Origin of the sequence: Candidatus Trichorickettsia mobilis (genome assembly GCF_034366785.1) — a bacterium.
GTDB classification, from domain to species: domain Bacteria; phylum Pseudomonadota; class Alphaproteobacteria; order Rickettsiales; family Rickettsiaceae; genus Trichorickettsia; species Trichorickettsia mobilis_A.
On sequence record NZ_CP112932.1, the window covers coordinates 1,339,771 to 1,366,443 of the forward strand.

At 33.7% G+C, this 26,673-nt stretch carries 19 protein-coding genes and 1 tRNA gene; 10 read left to right on the forward strand and 10 right to left on the reverse strand.

The window, feature by feature from the left end; all coding sequences use genetic code 11:
- On the forward strand, positions 1-3,332 hold a 3,332-nt coding region (locus Trichorick_RS06180), incomplete at its 5' end, for an autotransporter outer membrane beta-barrel domain-containing protein (protein WP_323738129.1).
- 271 nt (positions 3,333-3,603) lie between these two features.
- Here the strand turns inward: Trichorick_RS06180 and Trichorick_RS06185 are convergent.
- From Trichorick_RS06185 to Trichorick_RS06210, 6 genes are all read right to left on the reverse strand, one after another.
- The gene (locus Trichorick_RS06185) at positions 3,604-4,599 is read right to left on the reverse strand and encodes an ankyrin repeat domain-containing protein (RefSeq protein ID WP_323738130.1); all 996 of its coding nucleotides are present in this window, start codon (positions 4,597-4,599) and stop codon (positions 3,604-3,606) included.
- Between the two features lie 33 nt (positions 4,600-4,632).
- A complete protein-coding gene (locus tag Trichorick_RS06190) occupies positions 4,633-6,678 on the reverse strand; it encodes a S9 family peptidase (RefSeq protein WP_323738131.1) in 2,046 nt (681 codons plus the stop codon).
- A gap of 69 nt (positions 6,679-6,747) precedes the next feature.
- The gene (locus Trichorick_RS06195) at positions 6,748-8,355 is read right to left on the reverse strand and encodes a proton-conducting transporter transmembrane domain-containing protein (RefSeq protein WP_323738132.1); all 1,608 of its coding nucleotides are present in this window, start codon (positions 8,353-8,355) and stop codon (positions 6,748-6,750) included.
- 36 nt (positions 8,356-8,391) lie between these two features.
- Positions 8,392-9,855: a proton-conducting transporter transmembrane domain-containing protein gene (locus tag Trichorick_RS06200; protein ID WP_410250269.1), complete on the reverse strand. Its 1,464-nt coding sequence runs from the start codon at positions 9,853-9,855 to the stop codon at positions 8,392-8,394.
- Positions 9,855-11,246 carry a proton-conducting transporter transmembrane domain-containing protein gene (locus Trichorick_RS06205; RefSeq protein ID WP_323738134.1) on the reverse strand — a complete coding sequence of 464 codons (1,392 nt, stop codon included), beginning with the start codon at positions 11,244-11,246 and terminating at the stop codon, positions 9,855-9,857. Before Trichorick_RS06205 ends, Trichorick_RS06200 begins: the two co-directional genes overlap by 1 nt.
- Entirely contained in the window at positions 11,240-11,617 is a 378-nt protein-coding gene (locus tag Trichorick_RS06210; protein ID WP_323738135.1) for a cation:proton antiporter subunit C, read from the reverse strand. The genes Trichorick_RS06205 and Trichorick_RS06210 overlap by 7 nt, the downstream gene beginning before the upstream one ends.
- A gap of 294 nt (positions 11,618-11,911) precedes the next feature.
- Between Trichorick_RS06210 and Trichorick_RS06215 the strand changes: the two genes are divergently transcribed.
- Both Trichorick_RS06215 and Trichorick_RS06220 read left to right on the forward strand, forming a co-directional pair.
- A tRNA-Asn gene (locus Trichorick_RS06215) sits at positions 11,912-11,986 on the forward strand.
- Between the two features lie 825 nt (positions 11,987-12,811).
- Positions 12,812-14,434: an ABC-F family ATP-binding cassette domain-containing protein gene (locus Trichorick_RS06220; RefSeq protein WP_323738136.1), complete on the forward strand. Its 1,623-nt coding sequence runs from the start codon at positions 12,812-12,814 to the stop codon at positions 14,432-14,434.
- 45 nt (positions 14,435-14,479) lie between these two features.
- Here the strand turns inward: Trichorick_RS06220 and Trichorick_RS06225 are convergent, their stop codons facing one another.
- The gene (locus tag Trichorick_RS06225; protein ID WP_323738137.1) at positions 14,480-15,091 is read right to left on the reverse strand and encodes an adenylyltransferase/cytidyltransferase family protein; all 612 of its coding nucleotides are present in this window, start codon (positions 15,089-15,091) and stop codon (positions 14,480-14,482) included.
- A gap of 26 nt (positions 15,092-15,117) precedes the next feature.
- On the reverse strand, positions 15,118-15,702 hold the full coding sequence (locus Trichorick_RS06230; RefSeq protein WP_410250245.1) for a phospholipase D family nuclease: 585 nt from the start codon (positions 15,700-15,702) through the stop codon (positions 15,118-15,120).
- Between the two features lie 100 nt (positions 15,703-15,802).
- Here Trichorick_RS06230 and Trichorick_RS06235 point away from each other — a divergent pair, with 100 nt between their 5' ends.
- The 6 genes from Trichorick_RS06235 to Trichorick_RS06260 all read left to right on the forward strand — a co-directional run bounded on the left by Trichorick_RS06235 (position 15,803) and on the right by Trichorick_RS06260 (position 21,920).
- Positions 15,803-19,366, forward strand: a complete 3,564-nt coding sequence (locus Trichorick_RS06235; RefSeq protein WP_323738138.1) for a glycoside hydrolase/phage tail family protein — start codon at positions 15,803-15,805, stop codon at positions 19,364-19,366.
- 97 nt (positions 19,367-19,463) lie between these two features.
- Positions 19,464-19,751, forward strand: a complete 288-nt coding sequence (locus tag Trichorick_RS06240; RefSeq protein ID WP_323738139.1) for a GIY-YIG nuclease family protein — start codon at positions 19,464-19,466, stop codon at positions 19,749-19,751.
- A 177-nt stretch (positions 19,752-19,928) separates the two neighbouring features.
- Entirely contained in the window at positions 19,929-20,597 is a 669-nt protein-coding gene (locus Trichorick_RS06245; protein ID WP_323738140.1) for a hypothetical protein, read from the forward strand.
- An 11-nt stretch (positions 20,598-20,608) separates the two neighbouring features.
- Positions 20,609-20,923 (forward strand): hypothetical protein, encoded by a 315-nt coding sequence (locus Trichorick_RS06250; RefSeq protein ID WP_323738141.1) that lies wholly within the window; start codon positions 20,609-20,611, stop codon positions 20,921-20,923.
- Between the two features lie 119 nt (positions 20,924-21,042).
- The gene (locus Trichorick_RS06255; RefSeq protein WP_323738142.1) at positions 21,043-21,507 is read left to right on the forward strand and encodes a lysozyme; all 465 of its coding nucleotides are present in this window, start codon (positions 21,043-21,045) and stop codon (positions 21,505-21,507) included.
- Positions 21,508-21,566: 59 nt separating this feature from the next.
- Positions 21,567-21,920, forward strand: coding sequence for a hypothetical protein (locus Trichorick_RS06260; RefSeq protein ID WP_323738143.1), 354 nt, complete (start codon positions 21,567-21,569; stop codon positions 21,918-21,920).
- Between the two features lie 5 nt (positions 21,921-21,925).
- On the opposite strand, the gene Trichorick_RS06265 is transcribed toward Trichorick_RS06260, so the two are convergent.
- Both Trichorick_RS06265 and Trichorick_RS06270 read right to left on the reverse strand, forming a co-directional pair.
- Entirely contained in the window at positions 21,926-22,624 is a 699-nt protein-coding gene (locus Trichorick_RS06265) for a retropepsin-like aspartic protease family protein (protein WP_410250246.1), read from the reverse strand.
- A complete protein-coding gene (locus Trichorick_RS06270; protein WP_323738144.1) occupies positions 22,621-24,753 on the reverse strand; it encodes a 3-hydroxyacyl-CoA dehydrogenase/enoyl-CoA hydratase family protein in 2,133 nt (710 codons plus the stop codon). Before Trichorick_RS06270 ends, Trichorick_RS06265 begins: the two co-directional genes overlap by 4 nt.
- A 234-nt stretch (positions 24,754-24,987) precedes the next feature.
- Between Trichorick_RS06270 and Trichorick_RS06275 the strand changes: the two genes are divergently transcribed.
- Entirely contained in the window at positions 24,988-25,968 is a 981-nt protein-coding gene (locus tag Trichorick_RS06275) for an RluA family pseudouridine synthase (protein ID WP_323738145.1), read from the forward strand.
- Positions 25,969-26,673: the final 705 nt, after the last annotated feature.

A 26,673-nucleotide genomic window follows, 5' to 3' on the forward strand; every position in this document is an offset into this window, starting at 1 on the left:
GCGGTACAGCAGTAGCTCATGATGTGACTAATGATGTTATCATAACCAATGGAGCGATTACGGCATTAAATAACGTAGCCCGTGACGTAACCATTACAGGAGCAGGTACAGTAGTTCAAGCTGGAACGATAGGTGGAAATCTATCTGTAGGTGCTGGTGGAACTGCTGCTTTATATACAGGAGGAGCAGGAGCTGATGTTACTGGTACGGTAACAATCAATACCACAAATGGTGGTATCAACACACTTCATAATGCAGCTAACGCAGTTACGCTTACAGCTGGTAACTTAACCATGAATAATACAACAGGAGCTGGAGTATTGGGTGATGTTACAGTTACAGCTGGTAACTTGATAATGAATGACATTACAGATGCTGGTGCTGATTTACTTGCAAATGGTGGTACAACGACGATAAGAAGAGTGGGTCGGGATGTAGTTGTTAGCAATGGTGCGGCAATAGTTAATGTTGCAACTGTTGGAAGAAGTGTAAATTTTGCAGCTGATGGCGTATTGAATACTACTGGATTAATTCATGGAACAGTGGATTCTACCGCTGGTGTTCCTGCTGGAACGTTGAATTTCGGAGCAGCTGGTGGAGTGACAGGAACAATAGGAGCAACGAGTCTATTAACTGCGATTAATGTGAAGAGTGGAGCTATAACAACTTTACCTAACGCTACAGTTAGAGCCACCACCATTACTATTGGTGAGCTAGCTGGCTCTGGTACATTAATACGTGGTGGAAATGTAAATTTTGAACTTAATCCCGCCGGTGTTAATACAGTATTTGATCATGCTGATTCTATACTGAGATTACAAAGTACAGCTGGTGCCATACAAACAGTTACTGTACAAAATCATGTGAATCCAGGAGCAAATAAAGGAATAATAGAATTGCATACGCACGGTGCTGGTAGTCAGTTAGTAATTACTGGTGGTGTTGCTGGTAAAACTTTAGGTACTGCTATCAATAAGTTAAAAGAATTGAGAGTGACCAGTAGTGGTGCTGCTGATGAATTAGTAACTATTGTTGGTGGAGCTAATGCAGTTAATCTTGCTAACATTGATGTATTAAATATAAAAGCAGGAGCAACACTCTGGGATAAAAGTACTACTGCTGCTGGAGTAACTAATATTGGTGAAGCTGGTGGAGCTAGTAAGTTAATTCTGGATGTCACTGAAGGTAATTCTGCTTTACTTAATGGTACAGCAATTAATTTTGGTCATGCTGACTCGCAGTTAATTCTTGGTCACGATAATGCTGGGGCAAATAGAACTATTACGTTACATGGTAACTTAGTAGGCGGAGCAGACAATAAGGGAATAGTGCTGCTTATGTCCAAGCAAGCAGGTAAACAGTTAATTATTGACTCGGTAGGTGGCACGACAATTGGCCAAGCTGCTGGCAATAGATTTAAAGAATTAGTTGTTAAAGGTCTTGGAGATACTATAATTAATACAAAGGTTTATGCTAAAGCATTAACTTTAGATGGCGGAAATGTTGATTTTACAGCCGGAATTGATCAAGGAACTAATAGTATTATTACAGTGAATAAGAGCACTATAGTGCGTGGTAATATTGGCAATACTGGTGGTGACGTCACTATTACCTTAGGTAAGAACGCCTTAACATATCAGAATGGTATAGCAACTTTCTCTGGTAACATAGTAATTAATACTGACATAGATCAGGGTGTAGGAGTTGGTCATATAGTAATTGATGGCGGTGGTGGAGCGGCTAATCTAAATCTTGCTGGGACAAAAGCAATTACAATTAATGTGGGTGGTACTTCAAATATAGCTGATATCGGTCAATCCTACTCACTTCTAAAAATTGTCAATGCCGGTACAATTACACCACCAGCAGGAGTAGTGCCTGCGTTAAACAACAATGACTTAGCTATACCAAAACCAGCTTGGGCTTATAATGCTGCTACTCGTATGTTATCAAACCATGCTGGTGGTGGTGGTGAAGACGAAAGAGACAATGATGATAATAATGAACCTAAGCCAGATCTGAATCCTAAATCAGAAGATCTTAATCAGGAAGCAATAGCTAATGCCATGAAAATAGCTGAGTTCAATAATAAAACAAATGCTTATGTTGGCTATACAGTTGATGCTAGTGGTAATCTAACAGCAGTGAACAAGATAAAAGAAGGATTAGAGAAAGATTTTGGAGCAAGTAATCCTGGAATAGTAACGGCTTTTGCTGGTATTAACGTCCATGACAATAGTGATGCTAGTGATGTAGTTAATGAGTTAGGCAAGTTAGCTAGAACTGATCCAGAGCGTCAACAAGATGCAGGAAATAGATTAAGTGTAGTAGCGCCTACTGCAGCTGTAGCAACAGTAACTACTGGAGTAGTGCAAGCTGCGCAAAGTGCAATCGGCGTTAGAATGGATAATGTGTCGGTAGGAGCAGGGAATAACTTGAAAGTTTCTGAAGGTTTAGGTGTCGCTGCTGGTGATGAGTTGCAAGCTGATCGTTATGGTATCTGGGGTACTCCATTTTATGCTCAATCTACTCAAAAGAAAAAAGGTAGCACTCCTGGGTATAAAAGTAAGGCTGGTGGTGGCACTATTGGCTTCGATTGTTTAGCTAATGATAATTTAACTTTGGGATTGGCTTTCACTGCTATTAGTACCAAGCTTGATCATAAAAATCAAAAATTAGGTGATACTACAAAAGTTGAAAGCACATTGTTTTCTATATATGGGGCACAGCAATTGCCAAGTAACTTCTTTGTTCAAGGTATTGTTTCATTTGGTTCAAGCAGAGTACGTAATTATGAAAAGCGTATAATAAACCTGACTTTAGACCAGACTGCAATCGGAAAATATAACTCAACTTCATATAGCGGAGAAGTATTAGGTGGTTATAGATACATGCTGCCAGATACATATACTGTGCTTACCCCGATGTTGGGTTTGAGGTATGCTAAATTTAATGATAGTGGTTATACTGAAACTGGAACAACTCGTAGAAATATGAATGTTAGTAAAAAATCAATTGATAAAATTGAAGGAATTATTGGTGGAAGGGTTTCATTTCAGTCTCAGGTAAAAGAGGTGTTATTAATGCCGGAGGTGCATGGTTTTGTCAATTATGATTTTAAAGGTAAAGCACCAAAGGTTGAAGCAAGACTAAATGGTGCATTGGCACCAATGCCGACAAAAGCTTCTAAAACTGAAAAAACCTTTATCAACCTTGGTACAAGCTTAACTATAAAATATCGAATGATGGAATATGGTTTTGGTTATGATGCTAATTTGGCAAAGAAATATGTAGGGCATCAAGGTTCTTTAAAAGTTAGAGTTAATTTTTAAGTTTTGTTACTTTTATTAGACTTCTTTCAAAAACTTCGTTTGGGCTGGTGATTTTGTTGTTGAAACTTATCTTCAGTCCGAAACAAACTCTATGTACGCTGTGGTTCTCGACTGTTTTTCGCCTAAAACCTCTCAACTATTTCTGAGAGAAGTCTATTGCGCATAAAATTTTAACTTACAACACTCACAATTTTAATTGGCTTATTTATATGTTTTTTGTCTGCAAAATAGCAAAATTTCTGACAAACTCTAGAGCATTCAATAAATATTATTATGATATATCCATTTGTATTTGATTATCTCCTAATATACTAAGCATATTCTCTTCATTAATAGCTAAATCAAATGGTGTTTGATTTTGATTGTTTCTTAGGTTTGGATTAGCTCCATTTATCATCAAGCATTCAGCAATTTCTAGTTCGTGGTTTTGAGAAGCATAATGTAAGGCTGTATTACCATCAGCATCTTGTAAATCCAGATTAATCTCTATTCCTTCATTTCGTAGTTCCATTAATAATTCAACTGTTTCTAGTTTACCATCTATTATAGCTTCTATTAATACAGTGCTACCTTCATCATTTTGTATATTTAATAAATCTTTATTTGCTTTTATAAGTACTCGAATTATGTTTATATCTAACTTATCTTCTCTAGCAAATATTAGTGCAGCAGTATCTCCACTAACGTTGTTTTGTAAGCCTATAATGATTGAATTTATTTGGGTGTTGACTATAGATGTACTAGGTATTGCATTATTTTTTGGTATTGCTGCTAATGCTAATTGTTCATCAACTAAATTAGATAAAAAAGCTGGAATTATTAGATCACTATCATCATTAATTAGAGGTTTAGCAAGATAGTTTTTAGAGGTAATTTTTGCAGCTTGCTTATGTGATTCATCTATTAATATTTTTTGTATTACTGAGCCTTCTTTAGCGTAAGTTAAAGCTACATTACCATCATTATTACGAACATATATGTCAGTCTGAGAATAACCCAGCAATAACTGCACCTTTGATTGTAGATTGTTTTGAACAGCAAGTATTAAAGCTGTATTATTGTCATGATTACGGTCATTTATACGAGCGCCTGCACTAATTAAAGCCTTAATTATTTCTGGATTACGAGCTAGCATTAATGGTGTATTACCAAGGCTATTTGGTTCATTTACATCACATGTTGGTATAAGTTTTTCTACTTTTTTAAGACTACCTGCAATTGTAGCATTTATTAGTTCAGTAGAATCAATTTTATTTTTTACTTTCATATTTTCTCTTAAAATAATTGCGTTGTATTTTTGTTAATTCTTCTTAAAAACCTTAAACATAAATACTAAATCATCAGCGGTTTCTTTTAAATAATCAAAACGTCCTGAGGCTCCGACATGTCCTGCTTCCATATTAGTCTTTAACACTATCAGATTATCATCAGTTTTGGTTGCTCTGAGTCTTGCCACCCATTTTGCTGCTTCCCAATAACCAACTCTTGGGTCAGATAAGCCAGCAGTTACCATAATAGTCGGATAATTTTGAGCCTTAATATTATCATATGGAGAATATGATTTTATATAATTGAAATACTCTAACTCTTTTGGGTTACCCCATTCTTTGAATTCGCCAGGAGTTAGTGGTAGACTCTCATCAAGCATAGTATTTAGGACGTCGACAAATGGTACGTGAGCGATTGCTGCTTTGAATAATTCCGGAGCCTGATTTAATACTGCGCCAATTAATAATCCGCCAGCACTGCCACCACAAATTGCAATATTACCCATGCTAGTATATTTTTCTGCAATTAATTTCTTAGTGGAAGCAATAAAGTCATTAAAAGTTCTAGTTTTATTAAGGAATTTTGCTGCTTCATACCAGTCATGTCCAAGTTCATCTCCACCTCGAATATGAGCAATAGCAAATACAAAACCACGATTAACCATTGATACGGCAGCATTACGAAATACTAACGGTACACTATATCCATATGAACCGTAACCATATAGATATAGTGGATTAGAGCCATCTTTCTTGAATAAAGATTTTTTATAGAATAAGGTAATTGGGACTTTAACATTGTCGGTATCAGCAAAAATTCTCTCTACTGTATATTCATCAGGGTTAAAGCCACTAGGAATTTCCTGTACTTTTAATATTGATAACGAATCTTGAAGAAAATCATATTTATAAGTAGTATTTGGTCTTGCTAAAGAAGAATAGGTAACTCTGAGATCATCTTCATCAAAATTAGTAGAACCAGCAGTTGCTGTATATGCTTGGTCAGGAAAATGAATGGTTTTCAGCTGTAATGTATTAAGGTCTTGGATCTTAATTAATGGCAGTCCTAGTATGCTATAATTTAAAATTAGATAATTTTGAGTAATATCAAAATCTGTTAGATATTGCTCTTGCTCTTCAGTGATATAATCTTCCCAGTTGTTATTTGTAAAATCATCAATGGCTATTCGGGCAATCCGAAATTTTTTTGCTTGCTCATTGGTTTTAATATAAAAATAATTACCATGATGCTCTAGATCATAGAATATGCCATCCTGACGTGCTTTAACTAGCATAGGTGTGAAATTTTGATCTGACATTAGTAGTACATAAGCCTCATTACTATCATGTCCTCCAACATCGATTACAATATATTGTCGACTAGCTGATTTTCCTACATTAACATTGTATAGGCTATTTGGTTCATGCAATATTATCTTATCAGTTTGCTTATCACCTAGCATATGAAACATTACAGTATCACAGCGCCAGTTTTCATTTGTTGGAGTATAGAAAAATCCTGGTATATGCTCATGCCAAACAATGTCACCAAGAGTATTATTGATTTCATCAGCTAAATATTTTTTATTGATAAGATCATATACATAGATAGTGTAACGTTCATCACCACTAAAATCTGCAGCATAGGCCATTAATTTGTGGTCAGGAGAAATAGAAAGAGCAGAAATTTTGGTAAATTTCTTATTTGCTGCAAGTTTGTTAACATCCAGCAGCACTTCTTCTGTTGCTTCCATGTTGCCTATTTTGCGACAATAAATAGGATATTCCTTATCAGCTTCAGTTCTGGTATAATAGTAATAATTATCACGCTTTATATAAGGAGATTGATCATCAAGTTTGATTCTGGCTTTTAATTCTTCAAAAATTTGTTCTTTTTGCGACTTAGTATCTGCAAAGAACTGCTCAAAATAGTTATTCTCATTAGTAAGATGCTGTAATATCTTGGGATCTTCAACCATCGGCCAATTTTTATCACGCAACCATTCATATTCATCATTGATTGTTTGATTATGAATAGTGAAGCTATGAACTATTTTTTCTGTTTGCGGTGGGATCATAGTGTTTTCCTTTTGTTGACAGCTTTGTAGCATGATCATACAAATAAAAATTATTAAGTAGGGCATTTTTTAGGTAATATTAAATATTATAATCATACTAATAAGTAAACAGAAAACTATAGCAATTGCTAGTTGTTGGTTATGGATAGTATATGATTTCCTGCAATAGCCAGTGATAAACCATAAAAGGCTGAGATCATTAAGTGTATCATTTTGGTTCTGGTATTTGCTATAGCGTTTTTTTATGTGGCTCAACATTTTTTTTAATAGATTTAACTTTGTGAACTTAATTGGATTACGTGAAGTTTTTAGGAGCAGAGTTGAGATTATCCCTGCTAAAACTATCATAGTTTGTTTGATAATGTCGCTTGTGATTGATGAGGCAGTTGAAAAATAAGTTTTAATAAGCTGAAAGTTAATAAAGAGCATTGTTAGTGTAGGGATGATGATACTAAGAACCTGTAAATTACTAATCTTGATCGACAAAATCTCTTTACTATAAAAATATTCTCTTATTGGTATAGCGATAAATAATATTAGATTAAACATTATTAACGTATAAGCAGTTAAATTTTCTGTGATTGTTGTTGATAAGGTCAATTTCAAGATAAAGCTGGAACTCAAAGGAAAATTGAATACCATTAACATGACGATATTTGTAGTAATAATCCATAGATAGTTCTTGATCCGTTTTAACTCAGAACAATAAACAATATTGGTATTATCAGCAAGAATTGCAATCAATATCGCAAATACAGCATTATAAATGATGTGATTTGCAATATAATATGTTAGCGCTAGTGGTTGGGTATTGCTAGTGGCAATCATGATCACGATAACTCCAAGTTGAGCTATTGCTAAATAACATAATAAACGTTTTAAATTATTTTCTTTACACGCATAAAATGCTCCATAAATGATCATTAATATGCCAAAATATTTTAGTGGAATAAATCCACAAAATAATTTTGTTAAAATTATTATTGAAATTTTAGTAGTGAAAGTGGACAAATAAATAAAGCTTGCATTATCAGCGGCCGGATAGCAATTAACCACCCAACTGGAAAAAGGTACAGCAGCAACATTAATTAAACAACCGATAAGTATAATAACTCCAATGATCATTTCGTAATTATTGCCAGAAAACAGCCCAGTCAAAGGAATTATTTTAGTATCATTGGTAGTGATAATCAAATAGCTGATGGCAATTAGCAATAAGCTGCTACTAGTTAAATGAGTAATGAAATATTGTTTGGTGGCAAGTAATCTATTTTTGTTATTGCTGGCATAAATTAAAATACAAGCAGTGAGCATCATGTATTCAAGAGCGATAAAGAGGCTAATAAAATCATCGGCGTATAAGCAGTAGCAGGCCGCAGCAAAATAAAGACCACCCCAAATGACAGTCCATTGGTGCCGTTGGCTTAAACTATAATAATTAGCTGCTATGGTTACAGTAGCAAATGCGACAGTGATAGTTCTATTTTCAAAGTTAAAGTTCACTCCTAAATTAATATCAAATATTTTAAATAGCTCGGTACCATTATTTTCAGGTAATAATAACAAAATAACTATTGGATAGAGAATCGTTACAAAAGCAAAAATTTTCTTTAATTTAAAACAGGATAATAAAATAATCATTGAAATAATGATTAGTAGAGTAGGATGTTGGTGCATACTTTTTTACCTCTAAGTTTCTCAAGGTTTGATTGATTAAATATACACTAAAAATCTGCCGATTAATTTTTGAATTAAGAAGAAACCAACAACTCCCACAATACAAATAATGATGCTAACCAGCATTGATGATGGTAATTTATTCTCTGAATCATGATTTGTTGTCGCATTAGCTCTATAAATAAATATCAAAATTTTAGTCATATATAAAGCTGATAAAATTGTACTAATTGCTATTATAACCATAATCAGCAATTGTTGTTGTTGTGCTGCGGCCAGCATAATATAAAATTTACTGATAAACCCAGCAAACGGTGGTAGTCCAATTAATGATAAACTGGCAATGAGCATGATCAAGCTGGTTTTTGGCATCACAACCTTAATTCCCAATAAATCCTTGATTTGACTAGTATGGTTTATACTATAGTAATTACCGGCAGCAAAAAATAAACAAATTTTAGTCATGGAATGTGAGACCATATGTAGAATTGCAGCGGCGATAGATTTTTGCGTAAACATAAATGCACTCAAAAGTGCCAGCGCTAGTTGATTGATTGTCGAATAAGCTAAAATCATTTTTATATTATTAGCTTGGAGCCCTTTAATGGCACTATAAAAAATTGTAATTGTCGGTAGTAAAATTATCCAGTTAAATGGAGTAAATAATGAGTGTAAATATTTAAGCCCAAAAACATATATGATTATTTTAAAGATACAAAATAATCCAGCTTTTACTACCACTACGGCATGTAATAATGCACTTACCGGATATGAAGCAATCATTGCTGCTGGCAGCCATCCATGTAGGGGATATTTAGCTGCTTTACTGATACCAAAAATAAACATTAAAAATAAAAAAATTGCTTGAGTATCAGAAAAATTATCTTGAATAAAACCGTCATAAATAAAATTTCCATGATCTACTTTTGCATAAATAATTAAAATAGCTGGAAAGAACAGCAACATAGAGCTGCCCATTAGTATTTTTAAATATTGATAGAGTTTGTCATATATTGCTCCAACTTTAACATGAATAATTAAAGGTATAGTTGTTAGAGTAAGGAGCTCGTAACAGCAAAACATAGTAAATAAATTGGCCGATAATGATAATAATGCTCCCATCAAGATGATGATGTTGAAAAAAAACAGAAATCTTGATGAATTTGCAATATTATTAATTGCCAGGTATTTGGTAGTATATAGTAAGGCGCAAATCCATAAGCTTCCTAATAAATTAAGAAAGATAATACCGACAGCTTCTAGATGTAATCCAAAAGCATAATGATCAAAGGCGAAAAGCATGATATTTGCGCGGATACCATGAAAGAATAGCCAATCAATAATTATAATATTGATTAGAAATATAGTGCTGATTAACAGCAATAATATATTGCGGATATTACTATCTTCTTTAGTAATAAAAGGAGTCAGTAAATTGACGCTACCAATTATTAAGGTAGAAATAATCGAAAAGTTAGCGGTGATAAAATTTTCCAGGATCATAATAATGGTAATATAATAAGCTGTAATATTATGATTAAATAAAAGGCATATAGGTTTGCTTTATGTTCTTCTATATTATTGTGAGATCTAACATTACTAAAAAATAGTAAACTAGCGATTCTATAATGATATAGTAGAGATAATGTGGAACCAATTATAACTATAAAAAACTCAAGCCATTTACCATAATTGATTAATAAATCAAGCATTTTGAGTTTTATAATAAACATTGGACTTATAGGAAGGCCACTACTACAAAATATTATGCCAATGATTGCGGTATATAAAAGTGGTGTTTTTTTTATATTACTGTTTATTTCGGTATAAGCTATAATCAAGAATAAGCCGGCTTTATTCAGACCATCGATAAATAATAATTGGTATAGAATAGGAGATATCTGGTCAGAAGCAATGGTTAATAGTAACATAGCATAGCCTACTCCGGCAGCAGCACCATAGATAACAATCTTTTTTATATTGACTGATATAGTAGCAAACCATGAGACTAGTATTATTGTAACTAATGCTAACGGAGTGATGAAGTTAGCGATAGTCTGTAATTGCTGTTGATCCTCAATAACAAAGTAAATGAATCTAATGCAAATATAACTGCCGACAATAGTTGATATACTGCCAAGGTAAGCTAAGATGCTTGCTGGGGTTGATGAGTATGCGCGCACCATCCAGAAATGCATGGGAAAGAACGCTATTTTTAGCAATACTCCAATTAAAACAAAGCTTATCGCAGCAATTACTATCTTTGAATCATACAAACCAGTTAAACGTTGATGAATATCTAAGATGTTCAGACTACCAGTTTGACTTAAGATAAAACCAATACCAATTAAAATAAGGGTAGCGCCAATAGTACCAAGCATTAAATAATTGAAAGCACCAATAACTGCACGTGGATTACCACCAGTTGCCATCAATACGTAAGTACTTAGTGAAGAAATCTCGATAAATACATAGAGGTTGAATAAATCATTAGTGCTAATAATTCCTATATAGCCTGCATGTGCAAATAATAATATTGCATAAAATAGATGTTGTCTATTATTGGGAATAAATTTAATTATCGATTCTTGGATAAAATAATGACCTGCAGTTAAACAAAATAATAAAATGCAATTAATATAAATAATTATCGGTTGATTGAGATGATCCAGCCGATATTCAATGCCAAACGGCGGTTGCCAATTACCAAAATTGTAAGATATGTTATTTTGTAATATCAATATTCCATAGATACTTATTGCTGAGTTTAATATAAGTGCAAGCACGCTAAGTGCTCTAGCAATGTTAGGTTTACTACTTAGGGCTGCGAGTAGAGCGCTAGAGAATGGAATCAATACTTGTAGAGCAGGGAGGTGTTTTGCTATTAACATTCAGACTCGTCTCTATCAGTTTCTTTTAATAAAATTTCATTTTCAGAAATAGTATTATATTGTTGGTATATTCGATAAATCAAAGCTAACCCAACCGCAAAAGTTGCAAAACCGACTACAATAGCCGTAAGCATTAGTATGTGCGCCAGTGGGTTGGAATATGTATATAGGCATGAATTAGAATCCGCAACACACCGGTCAATTGGTGGTATACCATTTTTAATTTTTGCAAGCGCAATATAAAAAATTAATACAGCGCTTTGAAAAATGCCTAATCCAATAATTTTACGTAGATAATTATCACTAGCTAGCATAATGAATAACCCACTAGTCATTATTATTACTGCGCAACAATAAATCCAATAATGCATATAAAATATACCTATTTTGGTAGTCAAGTCACCGAGTAACTCTAAATAAATCTCAAAACATAAAACTACACTTAAAAAATTTATAGAGCAAGAAGTCTGATACATTCATGGTTTTTTTGTATACATCTTAATTTAGTAGGCTTTTGTTCAAAAAAACTCTAGACCATTGTCTAAAGATTTGCTATATAAGTTACTACTTCAAGCGGAATTAATATTATTAATTTATTCTGTTTTTGTTAAAAACTAAGTTTACGTCAAAGTATCTAAGCAATTTTTGTTCTTTTTATTTCTTAATCCTCGGTAGCTCAGTGGTAGAGCAAACGGCTGTTAACCGTTCGGTCGCTGGTTCGAATCCGGCCCGGGGAGCCAACAATTAAGTTGTCTCATAAACTTCTATAAAATTTGAAAGAGATGACAGCATGTTTATGGAGAGTGTTCAATTTTAAATCTGTTCACTAGACCGTCTTCGTAAGCTCAATTTCTGATGGTAATTTTGCTCACTCAAAACGCAGGCGAAGTTCTTCATATATGTCCACATACGCTCCGGTACTCACCTTCGTTTTTGTCTTAGAAATTCCTAATCATAAATAGGTTTACGAAGAGGTCTACTGAAGCAATTCAGTTACTGGTTTTACTAAATTGTCAAATGTGCAACCTTAATTACAGCAACCACCACCACCGCCTGATTCAGCGCTGCTTCCATTGTTTGTGTCTGCTGGATATGTTTTATTAATTTTGTTAGCATTGCATGCTGAGAACATTATGCAGAGTATAAAATAGAACAAAAGAGACTTTTTCATTTTTTACCAAACCTTGACTTATTGTATTAAGTTATATCTATTTGAATTTCATCATTGAAATTCAAATAGACATCATAAATTGATTTGGTAAGAAATCTATAATAATATAGTTTCTCTAGTTGAGTTCTTACAATATTATTATAGTTGTAAAATAATTAAGATTTATATACAATGTTTTGCCTTTAGCTAAGTGAGCCTTTAGCTAAGTAAGATAGTTACTTAAAAAAATTATGCTATATGCTATGATAAACTTTAATTTAATTAAAGTGAAGTTATTTCTAAATCTATCATTTAGTCATTGAGAATCTTTAGAAATTTTTACCTGCATTTCCTATAAGATAATCGCCTCCTTGTATTTTTAATTACTATTTAATTAAGCAATAAAGTTATATAAATGATTACTATTATTAATCTTGCCATGCAATATGGGCCTAAATTATTATTTTTGGATGTGAATCTTAACCTCAATACTGGTAACCGATACGGATTAGTTGGAGCAAATGGTGCTGGTAAGTCTACATTCTTTAAGATTATTACTAAAGAGGAAGAACCAAGTGGTGGTACTATCAATATTGTTAAAAATTCTCGTATTGGTTGTCTAAAACAAGATCAATTTCTATTTGAAAATACTTCAGTAATTAATAGCGTGATAGCTGGAAGAAAAGAACTATGGCAAGCATTGCAAGAAAAAGAAAAGTTGCTTGCACTAGATATTTGCGATGAGGAAACTGGTTATAGACTCGGAGAATTAGAACAAATTATTTATGATAATGATGGCTATACTGCAGAAATTTTTGCAGCCGATTTACTAGTTGGGCTTGGTATAAAAGAAGAATACCACTATCAGCCACTTGGTTGTTTATCTGGAGGTTATAAACTTCGAGTGTTGCTGGCACAAAGCTTATTTAATAATCCTGATATTTTATTACTTGATGAACCAACTAATCACCTTGATATAATTTCAATTTATTGGTTAGAAAATTATCTTAAACAAAAATTTAAGGGAGTATTAGTATTTATCTCGCATGATATGATGTTTCTTAATAATGTAGCCACCAGTATTTTAGATATAGATTATGGTGAAATAAGACAATATACTGGTAATTATAATAAATTTATTATTGAGAAACAGTTAATTAGCGAACAAAAGCTTAATGAAGCCAATTATCTTGAGAAAAAGATAGCTGGTATGCAAATGTTTGTTGATAAGTTTCGTGCTGGAACTAGGTCAAGACAAGCACAGTCGCGTGAGAAGCAAATTGAGAAGATAGAGTTACCAGATATACAAAAAAGTTCACGTATTAGTCCATATTTTCATTTTAAGCAAAAGAGACCTTCTGGAAAATTAGTATTAAAAGTCGAGCAAATAGCCAAGAATTATGCTGAACAAAAAGTACTTAGTAAGGTAAATTTTACTATTCAGCGTGAAGACAAAGTAATTATTATTGGACCGAATGGAATTGGTAAATCTACTTTACTTAAAATTATTTTAGGAAAAATAGCAGTGGATATTGGTAGTTATGAATGGGGATATGAAGCACAAATCTCCTACTTCGCTCAAGATCATCATGAATTATTGAATGAGAATATTAGTGTTATTGATTGGTTATCAAAACAAGTGGAAGATAAGTTAATTAACAGTTTGCGTAATGTTCTTGGACAAGTACTGTTTCGTCAAGATGAAGCTAATAAAAATATTTTAAATTTAAGTGGCGGTGAAGGTGCTCGTTTATTGCTAGCAAAAATTATTCTTGAAGAAGGTAATATACTAGTATTAGATGAACCTACTAACCATTTAGATATTGAGGCTAAAGAAACATTAAAAAAAGCCTTGGTAAATTATCCGGGCACATTAATATTAGTCACGCATGATAGAGATTTTGCAAGCCATATAGCCAGTAGAGTTATAGCTTTAACTAATAAAGGGATTGTTGATTTTAAAGGTACATATCAAGAATACTTAATTAGATATGGTAATGATTATTTGGATAGTAACTGGGTGTTAGCGAATAAGTAAGCTTTGTAAGTTTAAAATCTGAAAAGAGAAAATTTTAACAAAACTCTATTTTGATAAGTAACGAAGTCGATAAGCATCGTTAGTGATATTCTCCATTAACCATTGATAAACCTTATCTGATAAACCAAAAGGACAATGGTTCCAATTTGTAAATAAATTAGCTCTGATATCTGTGGCATTAATTGAATTTTCTATTGTTGTTAAATCTAAAGACCAGTCAGGAAATAAGTCTAAGTAATATGAAGATTGATCTTTTGCGCAGCCTAGTAAAGTAATCGATGAATTACCGAAATGTTTTCTTGCGGCAGCTTTCACTGCTTCAAGCCATTCTTGATCTTTTTTAAAGTCATTGACAGGCGTAATAAAAACTCGTTTATTTTCTTTTTCAGTCAAACTTATACGAATCATTCGTTCTCTTTCTTGAACAGTAAATGGATTTTTAGAACTAAGAGGAGAGTTGGCTGAACCTAAAATAACAAGAGTTCTTTGACAGTTCTTTAAACCATTTTGTAATATTCTAAGATGTTCTTGATGAAATGGTTGGAAACGGCCAATAAAAATACAGCCAGTTCTAGAATTATGACTACATCCGGTAAGAAATGCAAAAATTCCAACATAGCACAAACATTTAAGATTATTAACGACAGGTAGTTTCATATATTTTTCTTGTATCTCAAGAATATTTAATAACTTTGTTCTTGTCGGTTAAACCAATTTTTTAGATAAGTTTCAGCAATCTGTTCATCTTCAATCAACACTAGATTTTCAGCATTACGCTGATCAGCTGCTTTGCTAAAATTGAAACTTCCAGTAAGTACTTTATGCCTATCAATGACTATTACCTTGTTATGTGCAATGCCAGGCACTTTATCTATTTTGACTTTAATTCCGGCATTTTGTAATTCGGTCATTTTAGAATGACGATCGTCTAAATTGCTACGATCAAGTAATATTTGCACTTTGACCCCACGATTTTTAGCTGCAATTAATTGGTATATTATTGGCTGAGAAGTAAAGCTATAAGCTTGTATGTAAATAGTATCTTTGGCTTTAGCTATTTCCTGAGCAATTAATGAGCCACAACCTGAAGGAGGAGTAAAACAGACATTAAATTTATCTGTTTTAGGATGAAAATTGTGCCAGGTACCTATACCTACCATTTCTTCGTATCCTACTCCTGCAGTAACTCCTAACATAAATATTCCGATTACAGACCCACGTATTCCAGATAATTTTTTAATGGCTAGTTTAGTTTTTCTGTTATTCATGACTCTTATTTTCTCATTTACTAGCGGTATACTACTACTTAGTCCTGCATGCAACTAATGTTATAGTAATGGTTTGTTAATATAACATAAATGGTAAATAATGTTTGGAAAAATCTTTTCAATATTGGGTGGGGCTATAGGTAGTAGTTTTGGTGGGGGAATATTATCGACGATTGGTCGTTTTGCCGGGCAGATGCTTGGAACATATTTTGAGCAATCTCAGCATGAGGTAGAAGAGCATTATCGCTTTAAAAATGTTAAGGATAGTTTTGCTTTATCTAGAGCGATGTATGGGGAGGTGATACCGCTAGTATTTGGTACTGCAAAGGTTGTTGGTAAAATTATTTGGGCCGAGCAGATTAAAGAAGTTCGAAATAATTCTACTGAAAAAAAATATTTCAAGCAATTTCATCAAGTTAAGGAATTATATCATACTACCGAATGTGAGTATTATTTATCATTTGCTGTCAGTATTTGTGAAGGTGAAATTGCTGATGTTATTAGAGTATGGGCTAATGACAGCTTAATTAACCTTAGCGATTATAAATGTCGACTCTATCTTGGTACTGAGGAACAATTACCGGATAGCTTGATTGTTGCTAGTGTTGGCGGTCAAGCCCCAGCATTTCGTGATCTCAGTTATATTATCTTTGAAGAATTACCATTAGCAGATTTTGGTAGTATTGTTCCTAATTTTTCATTTGAGGTCATAAGAAAGGCTAATATCCAAGCACAGCCAACAGTTGAGGATATTGTAAAATCCATAGTGATGATTCCAGGATCCGGAGAATTTGTTTATGACACGGTAATACAACATAAGCGCGTTAATACTGCCAAAAAAATTATTAATTCTCATAATTATAAAAATATTGCTAATAGTGTCTATAGCTTGAATCAACTACAGATAATATGTGAGAATGTAGAATGGGTAGCGCCGGTTGCATGCTGGTTTGGCGATAGTACAGATGCCGGAGATTGTATAATCAGGCCGGCGATTGAATTTAATGATCAATATGTAAAATATTCCGAAGAATGGCAAGTGGGCAGATATTCGCGCTTATCGGCTAAGGAAATATCTAAGGATGAAGCTGGTAATCCTAGATATGGCGGTAGTGTCAATGACGCTAGTATAGTGCGTTATTTGCAGGAGTTAAAAAGACGTAACTTGAAAATAATGTTTTATCCTATGGTGTTTCTCGATATACCGGATAAGCCGTGGCGTGGTCACTTAACCGGCGCTCCTGAAGCAATAGTGGAATTCTTTAATAAAGCTGAAGGCTATAATAATTTTGTCTTACATTATGCAGAATTAGTAAAAGATTATGTTAATGCTTTTGTTATCGGTTCAGAACTTATTGGTCTAACCAAAGTGCAGAATATAGTGAGGCAATATCCGGCGGTAATTGAGCTCATTAAATTAGCAGAGCGAGTTAAAACCATTGTTGGTGGTAACGTGCTAGTAACTTATGCTGCTGATTGGTCAGAATATCATCATACCGCAGGAGGATGGTATAATCTCGATCCTTTATGGGCTTCACCCTATATCGATTTCATTGGCATCGATGCTTACTTTCCGGTAACCAGAACTACTAATTCTAATATTAGTTTTGAAGATATGGTAGTGGGATGGCAAACGGGCGAAGGGTTTAATTATTATACGGATAATGAAATTCGATATGATTTAGCGCCAGAATACGCTTGGAAAAATCTGCGTTACTGGTGGGAAAATCGTCACCAGAATCCTGATGGCATGTTTACCGAGTGGCAGCCTAAGATGAAACAAATCTGGTTTACTGAATTTGGCTTTCCGTCAATAGATAAGGCAACTAATCAACCGAATGTATTTTTTGACCCTAATTGTGTTGATGGTGGTGTACCGAGATATTCTTCAGGAGAGATTGATTTCTCAATTCAACGTAAAGCAATTAAAGCATTTATTGAATATTGGCAGGCACAGGAATATATCGGGCAAATGTTTTTATGGACCTGGGATGCTAGGCCCTATCCGGCGTGGCCACATATGAATATATGGCGCGACGGGTATTTGTGGGAGAAGGGACATTGGGTTAATAATAAATTTGGTGCCACAAGCATTGCAGCAATTATCCTTGAATTATCAGATGCCGGTGGTCTTAATCTTGATAAAATCGATGTGGCGACTTTGGATGATATTGTTGAAGGTGTGGTATTTAACCGACCAATGACGATTATTGATGCTATTAATATTTTAAGAGTTGGTTATTTTTTTGATATTACGGCAAGTACGCAAGATAAAATTAGATTTATTAAACGTGGACAAAATAACTTATGTCCTATGGTTAATCAAATGTTGGTTAAATTATCCGATAATAGTTATGTTGAACAACAGCAGGTAGCAAAAAATGATATAATCAGCAAATTAGAATTATATTTTATCGATCGCATCAAAGAATATAATCATGGTTATTGTCACGTAAATAGTGAACATTTAAGCAATAAGCGTAACGCAGTAGTAAAATTACCGATAGCCTTATCCATTTTTGAAGCTGAAAGATTAGGGCAGTTAATTTTAAAGAATGCTCAGGTCGAGGATAAGATCATAAAATTTATTCTGCCGATGACTAATGGTCTGATATTTGAGCCTGCTGATTTTATTACTTTCTCTCATTTAAATCAACAATATCAGATTAGAATAGTTACGGTTAGCATTAACAGGTTCTCACTAACAATAACCGGTATTGTTGATGATCTTGCTAGCTATTATTTGCCAGTAACGACTAGGTCGTTAGATTTAGCGTATCAGGAGCCGATAGATCATAAATTTTTAGTAGTTGATTTGCCGGTCGGAATAGAATTTCAGCTGAGTGAAGCTTATGTGGCGGTATATTTATATAGTAATACTAAACAATCATTATATGTTTCATTAGCTCTAGCTGACAGTCGACAGCTTGATTATATAAATATTGCTAACAACTTAATGCCTCGTGGCGGTATTGGTGAGTTAGCATCAGTACAAACAACGGCTTCTGCTAATATCTTCTTAATTGACGAGCTATCCAGCTTCACTATATTTTACCGTGCTTTTGAAAAAGATGTTGTTGCTGGTTGGAATTTGGCTTTATGCGGAACAGAGATAATTAAATTTAATCAGTGGTCACAAGTTGCTGAGAATTTATACCAAGTCAGTAAGCTTATTAGAGGGTGTTTTGCCACCGAGAACTATATTCACACTCATCTTGCCGGAGAAAATTTTGTTTTACTGAATAATTATGCATCATTGATTGCCGTATCAAAAACATTGGAACAGAAGACGCTTTCATTTAAATTAGCTAGATTGGAGCTAACACAACAATTAGTTTTTAGCAATAAATCACAAAAATTATTACCTCCTTTTATTGATCATTGCCAATTAACTGTAAGAAATCTTGAAATTGGTTGGCGTCAGCGATCTTGCCATCAGGATGATTGGGTCTCAGCTGATATTAATGAGAAATGTGAATTTACTATTAATGTCACTAATGAAAATCAATCTTATTACTTTACCACTCAGGAAAAAAAATTAATCATAAATTGTGATGAATTGGCTCTTAGTGGTGAGGTCAATATTAGTATAATCGCTCAAGATCATATTGGTCACCGCAAGTCCTCTGCTGCTATTAGGCGAATCTTAGATATTCGGGGATAGAAGAGAATTTGATAAATATTATGATATGGATTCCTGCCTTCGCAGGAATGACATTGATCGCAGGAATGACATTGATCGAAGAAATGACGTCTGGTGTATGAAAACATATTGGGTTTACATTTTGTGTTCTAAACGTAACGGTACTTTGTATGTCGGTGTTACCAGTGATATAGCGCGTCGTATCTATGAACATAAACAAAAATTGCTAGAAGGTTTTACGCATAAATACTCTGTAGATAAGCTAGTATATGTTGAGCTGTTTCAAAATGTTAATGCGGCCATTCATCGCGAGAAATGTATTAAGCGTTGGAAGCGCGTTTGGAAGTTGAAATTAATAAATAACCAGAATCCTGAATGGAAAGATTTGTATGAAACGATATTATAAAATATGGATACTGTTCCGATGTCTTACACAACGGATGTCTCATTCCTACACAACCGATGTCATCGCTACACAACCGATGTCATCTCTGCGTAGGCACAGGGTCTTTCTATTAGCTGGGGAACAAAATCCAGTAAATCTAAAATCAATTTCTCACATATTAAAATAACAAAGGTATCAATGAAAACACATCATTATAATATTGATCTAATGACACCAATGCAAACTGATAAGGAAATATTATTTAATGAGGCGCTATTAAAAATCGATAGTTTTTGTAACAGTACTGTTCGTAATTTTATACAGCAACTTCCTGAAGCTATGATAGTCGGCGATAAATATATATTAGCCTTTGGTGAAAATGAAGGAGACATATGTTATTGTGCTGATTTGGCAAAGGGTTGGCAATTATTAAAAGCTAAAGCTGGAATGATCGTTTTTGTTTGTGAAGAAAATAGTTTTTTTATTTTTGGCTATGATCACAGATGGTCTAAGGTAACTACTGCAGCACAAGCAGCGCGTGAGCATGAAGTTATTGCTGATAATAATTTTATAGGAATAGCTGATCAATTTACACTACCAGCTGCAACAAAATATATATCTTTATATTTAAATGGCAATTGTACGATCCTTTTGGATCAGGTGCAAATTCATAAATTTACTATAATATTGAAACAGAATTATACAACTTCCTATCGCATTACCTGGTCGCAAAATATTCTGTGGCCACAACATCATCCGCATCAGATTACGGTACAAACTAATGCAATGGATATTATTTCTTTTTATCGCATTGTAGAGACACAGAGCTTCGCTGCTGTAGTGGTGGGTCAAGGTTATAGTTGGTAAGGGGGATTTTTATGATTACATTACTTGCTTCAATGGTTGGGTTTATTGGCTCAATAGTACCGGAAATATTAAAGTTTTTTAAAGATCATAATGATAAGAAACATGAATTGCAGATTATGGATCGCCAAATTGCACAGAACAAACACGGTCAGTCACAAATATTAGAAGAAATTCAGATATCTAAAGATATATTAGAACAAGCTTCATTATACTCAACTTATAAATCTGGCATTTGTTGGGTTGATGCCTTAAATGCTACAGTCAGACCAGTGCTTGCTTACAGTTTCTTTCTCATGTACGCTAGTGTGAAATTTATTCAATATTAAGCTATTCTATCAATAGCACCGTTGATAGAATATATTAATATTATTTGGACGTTAGAAGATCAGGCAATTTTCGCCGGCATTATAAGTTTTTATTTTGGCCAGAGAACCTTTAGTAAATTATGGAGAAACAAATAATGCATAGATTTACTAGTAGTGCTGGCATTGCGTTGATTAAGCAATTTGAGGGTTTTAGTAAAGTGCCGTATATTTGCGCAGGAGGATACTATACTATAGGATATGGTCATAAATTGGCGCCAAATGAACAATATGATTCTTTGTCTGAGGAAACTGCAGAACAAATTTTAGTCAGTGATTTATTTAGTGCAGAAAGAGCAGTAGTACGCTATATTGATGTTGAATTATTAGATTATCAGTTTGATGCATTAGTATCTTTTACCTTTAATTGCGGTAGTGGAGCATTGCAACGTTCAACTTTAAGACAAAAGATTAATTATCAACTTTATGATGAAGCTGGTGCAGAGTTTTTGAAATGGATATATGTAGGATCCAGAAGAATTACTGGTTTGGTGTATAGGCGTATTGCTGAAAAGCGTCTTTTTACCGGTATACTAGGTGAAAATTGAGAATTGTGTTGTCGTATTCAAAGATCTGCGTTCCTCACGTAGTACGGAGTATAAATAATATGGGAATTCCTGATCGTATCCAGTTAACTGGAAACGTATATATAAAATATATCGATGAGATTATTAAACCTAAAATAGGAGATATAATGCTCTTATTAAATGATGATGCTATTAGCGGTGTTGTCGGTGATTATGAAAATATGAGTGTAAGTGGTTATATCAAAGCAAAAGTATATGATGGCCGAGTATGGCAAAATGTAAATATAGCTGAATTTTGTACTGCTAGAGAACATAAATTTGCTAAAAAGCAACGTGCTATTGAATCAGCAGAATTATGCCGAGAAATTATTGCTAAACATCGCAATACACTTCTAGAAAAAACATATCGTGGGCATTTTACCATCACGTGGTGAGCAAGTTAATAACTTAAGGTCAGTAAATCTTTATCAATTTTAATAGTTTTAAAGCGTGAGATTATAGACATTCCAAGTAGTGAAATATCTAGATCACCCTTCCCAACACTAGCTTCAACATTTTCAAATAATTTGGGACCAACTTGTAGAGTTCGTAATCTTACTGGAGCAGCTGCACTAGTACCATTAGCAGTAGCATAAGTTTTAGTATAGCGTAACTTAGATAAGTCAAACCTTAAGGCTTGAGCATCTTTTTTAGTTAAAGCAATATCACTTGCACCGGTATCAACCATAAACTTAATTTCAGTTCCATTAATTATGGTGGTAGTATAAAATTGACCATCACTGCTGCGAGCTATAATAATTTCTCCATTACTATTCCAGCTATATGATGGTATTATTACAGCCAACACTCGATCTTTTGCTTCGCCTAGTTCAAATCTGAAAGCATAACCAACAATTCCTAAAAGAAAAATTATATACCAACTTATCAGCATTTTGGCAAAAGTTGCGATTCCATGAGTATTTAGATAACGATAAAAACCACTAAGTACTATAACTATACTAATAACTACCGGAACAATTTGACCTTCAGTCAAGGAAAGAGCTGGAAGGCGGTCAGGCATTATTTTAAATAAAAATAATATTAACAATGCGCCTAAAGCTAATATAACGAAAAGTTTAATTATTTGTTTTTCAATCATGGGATGCGTATATTTACACTTGCAAATTTAAGAAAAATATTACGTTCGAGTAAGAACAAACTATTCTCGTCAGCGACTTTTAAATCTACTATATGCTGTAGTTCTGATAATACTTGTTTCTGAAAACTATTATATGAAGATATGTCTAATTCTTCACTTAAGTTTATTTGAGGAATAATTATAGATTCTATGTTTGCGGTTTTTGGCGGCAGTTTAACTGTAAGAGCATGATCCAATAGCATATGTTTATTCATAATTATTTGATAATTACTGATGCAATAATCCTCCATAAAATGCTCAGCTGAGGTAGATTTATTATAAGTCAGAATATTTTTAATGTTGTTGATAAGTTTATTTTTATTACCAAGGCTTCGCAAGAACATTTCTTTGATTCCTCCCCAGCCAGGGACAAGACCGACACTAACTTCCACCAGGCCGGCATTTAGTTCAGTATGAGCAATTATCATATCAGAATGTAGTAATAATTCACAGCCACCACCAAGCGCAGCACCTTGTGCACAACTTATAATGTTAATGGTTGAATGTTTAAGTCTAGTCATTGTTTGTTGACCAAGTAATAAAAACTCACTTAAAGCATTCTGATTATTGTTTTTAACACAATCAGTAATGAATTTTAAATCAGCCCCAGCTGAGAAATGAGCGGTAGGTGAAAAAAGATAAAGATTCTGTTGGTTCTTTTCAGCGTAATCAATCGCCGCTAATAGTAAATTAAAAACATTATTATTTAAGCAATTCATTTTAGTATTAATTGAAAAAACCAAATTATGCTTATATTCTATCAGCTGCGCTGATTCATTCACCATGATAGTGTTTGTATTATGAAATATAGAAGTGTGAGCAGAAATTTTATGCTTATAGTCAGCTGCTAATTGATTTATTTGAGTCTCTGAGATCGCAAGATTCATTGATTTTGCTTGTCTAAGCAACCAATCTACACCATTATTTATTTGCGTAAATAATAACTCGAACGGACCATACTTCCAACTATAACCTAAACGCATTGCTAGATCAATGTCATGGATACTATTAGCTACTGTCGGTACTAAGTTAATAATATATGTATAAAATTCTGCCAATACTTGATTAAAAAATGTACCATAAACATCATTACTGCCAAGCAGTTCATCAATCTTTGAAAATTCGATATTAGCTTCTGCTATTTGTGCATAGGATAAATCGCTAAAATTTATAACTTCTTTAATCTTTTTATCATTTACAACTGCAAGACGATAAAATCCACCACCTGTTTTACGTCCGATTAATCCGGCTGCTGCCATTTTATCAATAATTATCGTCGGCAAATAAATATTTTGATATTGATCATTCTCAGGTAGATTAGCTAGTAAAGATGTTGATATCAGCTTCATTACATCATGACCGATTAAATCATATAAGCCAAAAATGCCGGTACTTGGTAGTTTGAATAAACTAGAAAATAGTTTATCGATAATAATTGGATTTAAATTATTGATGATTGCTTTACGCACCACTAATTCTAATAAGAAACAGCCAACCCGGTTAGCGATAAAACCAGGTGTATCATTACATTTGATAATCGTTTTACCCAGAAAATTATGGATAAAGTTAGTAGTTCTGTTAATATGATCAATGTTGGTTTCAGAATCTGTAACTAATTCCAGCAATTCCATATATCGTGGCGGGTTAAAGAAATGAAGGATTAGGAACCGTGTTCTGATATTGTGCGGTAACTTGGTTTTTAACTGTGATAGCAATAAAGTAGAAGTGTTTGAAGCTAAGACTGCATTTGTATTGAGATAAGGAATAATTTTATGATATAGTTCCTGCTTACTGGCTATATTTTCAATAATTGCTTCAATTACTAAATCACACTCCTTGATTAAATCCAAATTATCTTCCAGATTGCCGATGGTAATAAATTGAGCTTTGTTAGAGTGAGTTAGAGCAGGGGGTTTTTGATTTTTGATACGTGTTAATGCTTGCTCTAATATGGCGTTACGATTTACTGGATCTGGTGCAGCCATATCTAGTAAAACTACCTGCCGTCCTGAATTGGCTATTAGAGCTGCGATACCTGAACCCATTGCGCCGGCGCCGATTACGCATATTTTGGTTATTTCGTTTTTCATGATATTATTTTATAATGTTTTAATTTACATTTAGTCATCCTGAATGATCTGCCGTCATCCTGAACTTAACCGTCATCCTGAACTTGTTTCAGGATGACTGTTAAGTAATGACAGTCAGCATTCAGGGTAAACTAGTTATGAATTGACATAAACAATAATTCTTCTGCTAATAGCAATTTTTAAAACAATGCTAGCACATACTTAAAGAATGTAAAAGTTTTAAGGTCTAATTAAATGCATAATTATAGTCTTATATTGCCACAATATTTAAATAATACCAGATTAGATAAAGCTTTGCATTTACTGATGGTCGATATCTCAAGGAATCAGATTCAAAAAGCAATTAGAGATAATCGAGTAACAGTAAATAACCAACCGGTTGTTGATATGTCTTGGAAAATTAAAGAGCATGATGTAATCACAATTAATCTCCGGGAAACTATTGACAAATCGCCCCAACCAACTGCTATAGAGCTGGATCTAATATATGAAGATGAAGATCTAATGGTAATTAATAAACCAAGCGGATTGACAGTACACCCAGGTGCAGGCAATCATCAAGATACTTTAGTAAATGCTTTATTGCACTATACTACTTCATTATCGAATGTTGGTGAACCTACCAGGCCAGGTATAGTTCATCGTCTGGATAAGGATACCTCCGGATTAATGGTAGTGGCCAAAAACAATTTTACTCATAATCAGTTGGCAGCTCAAATTGTTGAGCGTTCATTAGTGCGTAAATACAAAGCACTAGTATGGGGCAGATTAAATCCAACAACAGGGGTAATTCATGGCAATATTGCTAGAAGTAGAATGGATAGAATCAAAATGACAATTGTGAAAGCTGGTGGTAAACATGCTACTACTTACTATCATACCGAAAATATATTACTTGATGGTCTGATAAGTATGGTAGAATGTAAATTAGATACTGGTAGAACTCATCAAATCAGAGTGCATCTTAGCCATATTGGACATTCATTGGTTGGCGATCAGCTATATGGTCATAATCAACGCAAAATTGCCGGTTGTCCCCAAGCATTACATGATGAGTTATTGAATTTCAAGCGCCAAGCTTTGCATTCATGGTATATTGAATTTATCCATCCGCGTACTGATCAGTGTCTATCTTTTCAAATTGCTCTTGCAGCTGATATACAACAGCTTATTAATCATCTTAATGTATCTATTCAGGTGTCTGGCAAACCGTAGATGTATGGATATATATACTAGTCTTATTAACGCACTCGATGTCATTCCCAGCAACGGCGGGAATCTAGGAATAAAAGCCTCAAATGCTTAGAGACTGTCAGATCAGTAGATATAAGAGGTAATTTTGCTCACTCAAAACTGAGAGTGTTCAATGAACTGTGTCAATAGTTCATTGAACACTCGCTCAAAACGCAGGCGAAGTTCCGAAACAAACCAAAAGACTGCTTGCGGTACTCGACTTCGTTTTTCCTAAAACTTCCTCTCTTATATCTACTGATCTGACAGGCTCTTTGATGTGTACGCTGGATTCCCGCCGTTGCTGGGAATGACATCGTGGAAGCAGTTTGTTGTCAAACTCACCATCTATATACCTGATACAGTAAAGGTTTGCCGAGGACGTAAATAGTAACATCTTAATTAACTCGAGTTCGCGTTAATTCGTACAGTTTTTCTAAGAGTGTTAAACTGTGTCAAATAGTCATTGCGAGGGCTTAGCCCTTGCAATGACGTGCTTTATTGTTAATTAACACAGTTCATTTAACACTATCATTTTTCTTGTCATTACTTGTCTATATTTTAATTCTAGCTGTCTGTGTTATTTATCCCTGATCATTGAGTTAAAGTAATTTTAATAATAATTAGACTTAATGAATATTAATTAATTTTTTAGTATAATATTATTGAAACAAAAGAATTTATATAGTG

Coding starts and splice junctions, on each gene's coding strand:
- Trichorick_RS06225 (WP_323738137.1), bottom strand. CDS start 15,091: ATGAAACTACCTGTCGTTAATAATCTTAAATGTTTGTGCTATGTTGGA.
- Trichorick_RS06230 (WP_410250245.1), bottom strand. CDS start 15,702: ATGAATAACAGAAAAACTAAACTAGCCATTAAAAAATTATCTGGAATA.
- Trichorick_RS06260 (WP_323738143.1), top strand. CDS start 21,567: ATGGGAATTCCTGATCGTATCCAGTTAACTGGAAACGTATATATAAAA.
- Trichorick_RS06235 (WP_323738138.1), top strand. CDS start 15,803: ATGTTTGGAAAAATCTTTTCAATATTGGGTGGGGCTATAGGTAGTAGT.
- Trichorick_RS06195 (WP_323738132.1), bottom strand. CDS start 8,355: ATGCACCAACATCCTACTCTACTAATCATTATTTCAATGATTATTTTA.
- Trichorick_RS06265 (WP_410250246.1), bottom strand. CDS start 22,624: ATGATTGAAAAACAAATAATTAAACTTTTCGTTATATTAGCTTTAGGC.
- Trichorick_RS06220 (WP_323738136.1), top strand. CDS start 12,812: ATGATTACTATTATTAATCTTGCCATGCAATATGGGCCTAAATTATTA.
- Trichorick_RS06205 (WP_323738134.1), bottom strand. CDS start 11,246: ATGTTAATAGCAAAACACCTCCCTGCTCTACAAGTATTGATTCCATTC.
- Trichorick_RS06210 (WP_323738135.1), bottom strand. CDS start 11,617: ATGCATTATTGGATTTATTGTTGCGCAGTAATAATAATGACTAGTGGG.
- Trichorick_RS06190 (WP_323738131.1), bottom strand. CDS start 6,678: ATGATCCCACCGCAAACAGAAAAAATAGTTCATAGCTTCACTATTCAT.
- Trichorick_RS06185 (WP_323738130.1), bottom strand. CDS start 4,599: ATGAAAGTAAAAAATAAAATTGATTCTACTGAACTAATAAATGCTACA.
- Trichorick_RS06250 (WP_323738141.1), top strand. CDS start 20,609: ATGATTACATTACTTGCTTCAATGGTTGGGTTTATTGGCTCAATAGTA.
- Trichorick_RS06275 (WP_323738145.1), top strand. CDS start 24,988: ATGCATAATTATAGTCTTATATTGCCACAATATTTAAATAATACCAGA.
- Trichorick_RS06240 (WP_323738139.1), top strand. CDS start 19,464: ATGAAAACATATTGGGTTTACATTTTGTGTTCTAAACGTAACGGTACT.
- Trichorick_RS06255 (WP_323738142.1), top strand. CDS start 21,043: ATGGAGAAACAAATAATGCATAGATTTACTAGTAGTGCTGGCATTGCG.
- Trichorick_RS06245 (WP_323738140.1), top strand. CDS start 19,929: ATGAAAACACATCATTATAATATTGATCTAATGACACCAATGCAAACT.
- Trichorick_RS06270 (WP_323738144.1), bottom strand. CDS start 24,753: ATGAAAAACGAAATAACCAAAATATGCGTAATCGGCGCCGGCGCAATG.